This window comes from Pseudokineococcus marinus, from assembly GCF_013004605.1.
GTDB classification, from domain to species: domain Bacteria; phylum Actinomycetota; class Actinomycetes; order Actinomycetales; family Quadrisphaeraceae; genus Pseudokineococcus; species Pseudokineococcus marinus.
Genome location: NZ_JABEMA010000253.1, coordinates 1 through 4,568, shown reverse-complemented (window position 1 = coordinate 4,568; position 4,568 = coordinate 1). Strand labels below are relative to the sequence as shown.

The 4,568-nt window shown below is 76.6% G+C and carries 4 protein-coding genes; all 4 read right to left on the bottom strand.

Annotated features, from left to right (window positions below; all coding sequences use genetic code 11):
- Positions 1-96 precede the first annotated feature (96 nt).
- The gene (locus tag HLB09_RS13400; protein ID WP_171203848.1) at positions 97-2,187 is read right to left on the bottom strand and encodes an ABC transporter ATP-binding protein; all 2,091 of its coding nucleotides are present in this window, start codon (positions 2,185-2,187) and stop codon (positions 97-99) included.
- A 67-nt stretch (positions 2,188-2,254) separates the two neighbouring features.
- Complete coding sequence (locus HLB09_RS13395; protein WP_246235386.1) at positions 2,255-2,440, bottom strand: helix-turn-helix domain-containing protein; 186 nt, start codon at positions 2,438-2,440, stop codon at positions 2,255-2,257.
- Between the two features lie 231 nt (positions 2,441-2,671).
- Positions 2,672-4,273, bottom strand: coding sequence for an ABC-F family ATP-binding cassette domain-containing protein (locus tag HLB09_RS13390; protein WP_171203846.1), 1,602 nt, complete (start codon positions 4,271-4,273; stop codon positions 2,672-2,674).
- Between the two features lie 81 nt (positions 4,274-4,354).
- On the bottom strand, positions 4,355-4,568 hold a 214-nt coding region (locus HLB09_RS13385), incomplete at its 5' end, for a hypothetical protein (RefSeq protein ID WP_171203845.1).

The window sequence follows — 4,568 nt, the reverse complement described above, 5'->3', positions numbered from 1 at the left end:
GGAGGAGGACGCGCTCGTCGACGCCGCGGAGCGCGACGAGCTGGTCCGAGGTGCGGGCGAGCGGACGGCGCTCGGGGACGGCGCGGCGGGCCGCCGCTAAGGAGCCGGCCGAGGAGCGGGGGGACGCCGCCCGCCCGCCCGCCGTGCGGCCCCGTCGCCGCGGTCGGCCGCCTCCCGGGCGTCGTCCCCCTCGGCGTCGCCGCCCTCGAGGTCGACGTCCCCGGCGTCCTCCGCCGCGTCGCCGAGGGGCCCGCCCGCCCCGACCAGCTGGGTGCGGTGCAGCACCGCGTACGGGCCGCCCTGCGCCAGCAGCTCCTCGTGCGTCCCGGTCTGGACGACGCGGCCGGCGTCGACGACGGCGATGAGGTCGGCGCTGCGCACGGTCGAGAGGCGGTGCGCGATGACGATGCTCGTGCGCCCCTCGAGGGCCCGCTCGAGGGCCCGCTGCACGGCCGCCTCGGAGCGCGAGTCGAGGTGCGCCGTCGCCTCGTCGAGGACGACGACGTCCGGTGCCTTGAGGAGCAGGCGCGCGAGGGCGACGCGCTGCTTCTCGCCGCCCGAGAGCCGGTGGCCGCGGTCGCCGACGACCGTGTCGAGGCCCTCCGGCAGGTCGCGCACGACGTCGAGGACCTGCGCCGCCTCGAGCGCCGCGAGCAGCTCCGCCTCGCTCGCCCCCGGGCGCGCGTAGAGGAGGTTGGCCCGCACCGTGTCGTGGAACAGGTGGGCGTCCTGGGTGACGACGCCGATCCGGTCGTGCACCGACGCCAGGCGGGCCTCGCGCAGGTCCACGCCGCCCACGAGGACGCGCCCCTCGGTCGGGTCGTACAGGCGCGCCACGAGGGCCGTGGCCGTCGTCTTGCCGGCGCCGCTGCGGCCCACCAGGGCGAGCACCTGCCCGGCGGGCACGTGGAGGTCGACGTCCGCGAGGGCGGGGCCGCCCTCGGGGCCGCCGGGCGCCACGACCTCCCGGCGCCCCTCCGCGTCGGCACCGTCCCCGTCCCCGTCGTCGTCCGCCGCCGCGGCGTCCGCCGTCACGCCCTCGAGCGAGCGGAGCCCGCCCTCCCCCGCGCGCGGGTAGGTGAACCCGACGCCGTCGAGCCGGACGTCGAGGGGTCCCTCGGGCAGGTCGACCGCGCCCTCGACCTCGACGAGCGGCGAGGGCAGGTCGAGCACCTCGAAGACGCGCTCGAAGCTCACGAGCGCGCTCATGACGTCGACGCGCACGTTGGCGAGCGAGGTGATGGGCCCGTACAGGCGCCCCATGAGCGCCGCCAGCGCCACGACGGTGCCGACCTCGAAGCGACCGCCGATGGCCAGCAACCCGCCGACGCCGTAGACGAGCGCCGTCGCGAGCGCCGTGACGGTCGTCAGCGCGGTGAAGAAGACGCGGTTCGACATGGCGATGGACGTGCCGATGCGGCGCACCCGGTCGGCCCGCTCGCGGAACTGCTCGTCCTCCTCGTCGGGTCGCCCGTAGAGGGTGACGAGCAGGGCGCCGGCCACGTTGAAGCGCTCGGTCATGCGCGTGCCGAGGTCGGCGTTGAGCTCCATGGACCGCCGGGTCAGGCCCGAGAGGCGCCGACCCACGCGCCGGGCGGGCACCCAGAACAGCGGGAGGAGCAGCAGCACGGCGAGCAGGAGCACCGGCGCCTGGCTGAGGACGACGCCGCCCGCGAGCACCAGGAGGACGACGTTGGAGACGACGGACTGGAGTGTCGTCGTGAAGGCCTGCTGGGCGCCGCTGACGTCGGTGTTGAGCCGCGTCACGAGGGCGCCGGTCTGCGCGCGGGTGAAGAAGGAGACGGGCTGGCGCTGGACGTGCGCGAAGACCGACGTGCGCAGGTCGTAGATGAGGCCCTCCCCGATGCGGGAGGAGTACCAGCGCTGGGCGAGGGTGATGCCCCCCTCGACGAGGGCGAGCGCCGCCACGACGCCGGCGACGCCCAGCACGACCCCGCGGTCGCCCGCGACGACGCCCCGGTTGATGAGCACGGCCAGCAGCAGGGGCGTCGCGACGGCGGCCGCCGAGCTGAGGACGACGAGGACGAGGAAGACCGCGAGCTGGCGGCGGTAGGGCCGTGCGAGGTCGCCGATGCGCCGCCACGTCTCGCGGCTGACGCCACCGCTGCGCAGCGACGGGTCGCGGGTGAAGCTCCGCAGCGTCGTCCACGACGCGCCGTGGCTCACGCGGCAGCCCTCCGCGGCTCCGCCGGGGCCCGGACGGGCCCGGGACGACGCGCCGTGCGCGCGGCGCTCAGGAGGCGGCGCGGCGCCGGGTGCTGCCGCCCCGCCCGCGCAGCGCGGTGCCGCCCTCGCTCAGCAGCCGGTGGACGAACCCGTACGAGAGGCCCTCCTCGCCGGCGAGCTGGCGGATGCTCGAGCCCTCGCCGTAGCGGGCGCCCAGCCGCTGCTGCAGCGCCGCGCGCTCGTCGGCGCTCATCCGGCGACGGCTCGCCGCCGTCCCCGCCGCGCGGGCGTCCTCGTCCCGCTCCGACCCGTCCGGCGTCGCTGCCACGACCGACCTCCTCGACCCACCGCTCCGAGCGGCCCCGGCGGCCGCCTCCCCCGGCGGCCGCCCCACGGCCCCGCCGGGCGCTCACGGGATCATCACCCCGCGCACCGACGACGGCCACCCGGGCATCCGCCGCGCCGGAGTCGTCGCCTCCCGCCCTCAGGCCAGCTGGACGAGCTCGGCGTACGAGGGGTTCCACAGGTCCTCCGTGCCGTCGGGCAGCACGACCACGCGCTCGGGCTCGAGCGCCTCGACGGCGCCCTCGTCGTGCGTGACGAGGACGACGGCGCCCTCGTACCGCTGCAGGGCGCCGAGCACCTCGGCGCGCGACGCCGGGTCGAGGTTGTTCGTCGGCTCGTCCAGCAGGAGGACGTTGGCGGCCGAGACGACGAGCGTCGCCAGCGCGAGGCGGGTCTTCTCGCCGCCGGAGAGCACCGACACCGGCTTGTCGGAGTCGTCGCCCGTGAAGAGGAAGGAGCCGAGGACGCTGCGGACCTCGGTGTCCCCCAGGTCCGGCGCCGCCGTCCGCATGTTCTCCAGCACCGACCGGTCCGGGTCGAGCGTCTCGTGCTCCTGCGCGTAGTAGCCGAGGCGCAGCCCGTGGCCGGGGACGACCCGGCCCTCGCCGTCGCTCCGCTCGACACCGGCGAGCATGCGCAGCAGCGTCGTCTTCCCCGCGCCGTTGAGGCCGAGCACGACGACGCGGCTGCCCTTGTCGATCGCGAGGTCGACGCCCGTGAAGACCTCGAGCGAGCCGTAGGTCTTGCTGAGGTCCACCGCGGTGACGGGGGTGCGCCCGCAGGGGGCGGGCTTCGGGAAGCGCAGCTTGGCCACGCGGTCCTGCTGGCGCACGTCCTCGAGCCCGCTGACGAGCTTCTCGGCGCGCTTGGCCATGTTCTGCGCGGCGACGGCCTTGGTGGCCTTCGCCCGCATCTTGTCGGCCTGCGCCATGAGCGTCGACGCCTTCTTCTCGGCGTTGGCGCGCTCGCGCTGCCGGCGCTTCTCGTCCGTGGCCCTCGCCGCGAGGTACGCCTTCCACCCGACGTTGTACAGGTCGACGACGGACCGGTTGGCGTCGAGGTGCATGACCTTGGTGACGACGGCCTCGAGCAGCTCGACGTCGTGGCTGATGACCACGAGGCCCCCGCTGTGGCGGGCCAGGTGCTCGCGCAGCCAGGAGACGGAGTCGGCGTCGAGGTGGTTCGTCGGCTCGTCGAGCAGCAGCGTCTCGGCGCCGGAGAAGAGGACCCGCGCGAGCTCGACGCGGCGGCGCTGGCCCCCGGAGAGGGTCTTCAGCGGCTGGTCGAGCACGCGCGGGGGCAGCGCCAGGTTGGCGGCGATGGCCGCGGCCTCGCTCTCGGCCGTGTAGCCGCCCTGCGTCGTGAAGTCGGCGTCCAGGCGCGCCCACCGCGCCATCGCCTTCTCGCGGACCGCCTCGTCGTCGCTGGCCATCCCCACCTCGGCGGTCCGCAGGCCCGCGACGATGCGGTCGAGGCCGCGCACGGCGAGGATCCGGTCGCGCGCCAGGACCTCGGGGTCGCCGGCGCGCGGGTCCTGCGGCAGGTAGCCGACGGGCCCGCTCCGCGTGATGGTGCCGCCCGCGGGCTGGGTCTCCCCCGCGAGCGTGCGCGTCAGCGTCGTCTTGCCCGCCCCGTTGCGGCCGACGAGCCCGACCCGGTCGCCCGGGCCGACGCGGAAGGTGGCGCCGCCGAGCAGCAGGCGCGCTCCGGCGCGCAGCTCGACGTCCTGTGCAGTGATCACGTGGGCCCTCCGGGGCGGTGCGCCGGCGCTCGCTGGGCGCGGCGTGGTGCGGTCTCGATGGTACGGACGCCGCCGCCCTGCTCAGGGCGACGACGGCGGGACGCCCCAGGCGTCCCGGACCTCGGCGCGGACGGCGCCCACGTCGGGGGCCAGCGCGTCGAGGACGCGCCGGCGGGGGTCCGCGCGGACGGCGAGGTCCTGCCGCGGCAGGGCCGCGACGCCGGCCAGCGCCGCCGGCAGGAGCTCGAACACCCGCTCGACGAGCGGGCGGTCGCCCCCCGCGGCGAGCAGGTCG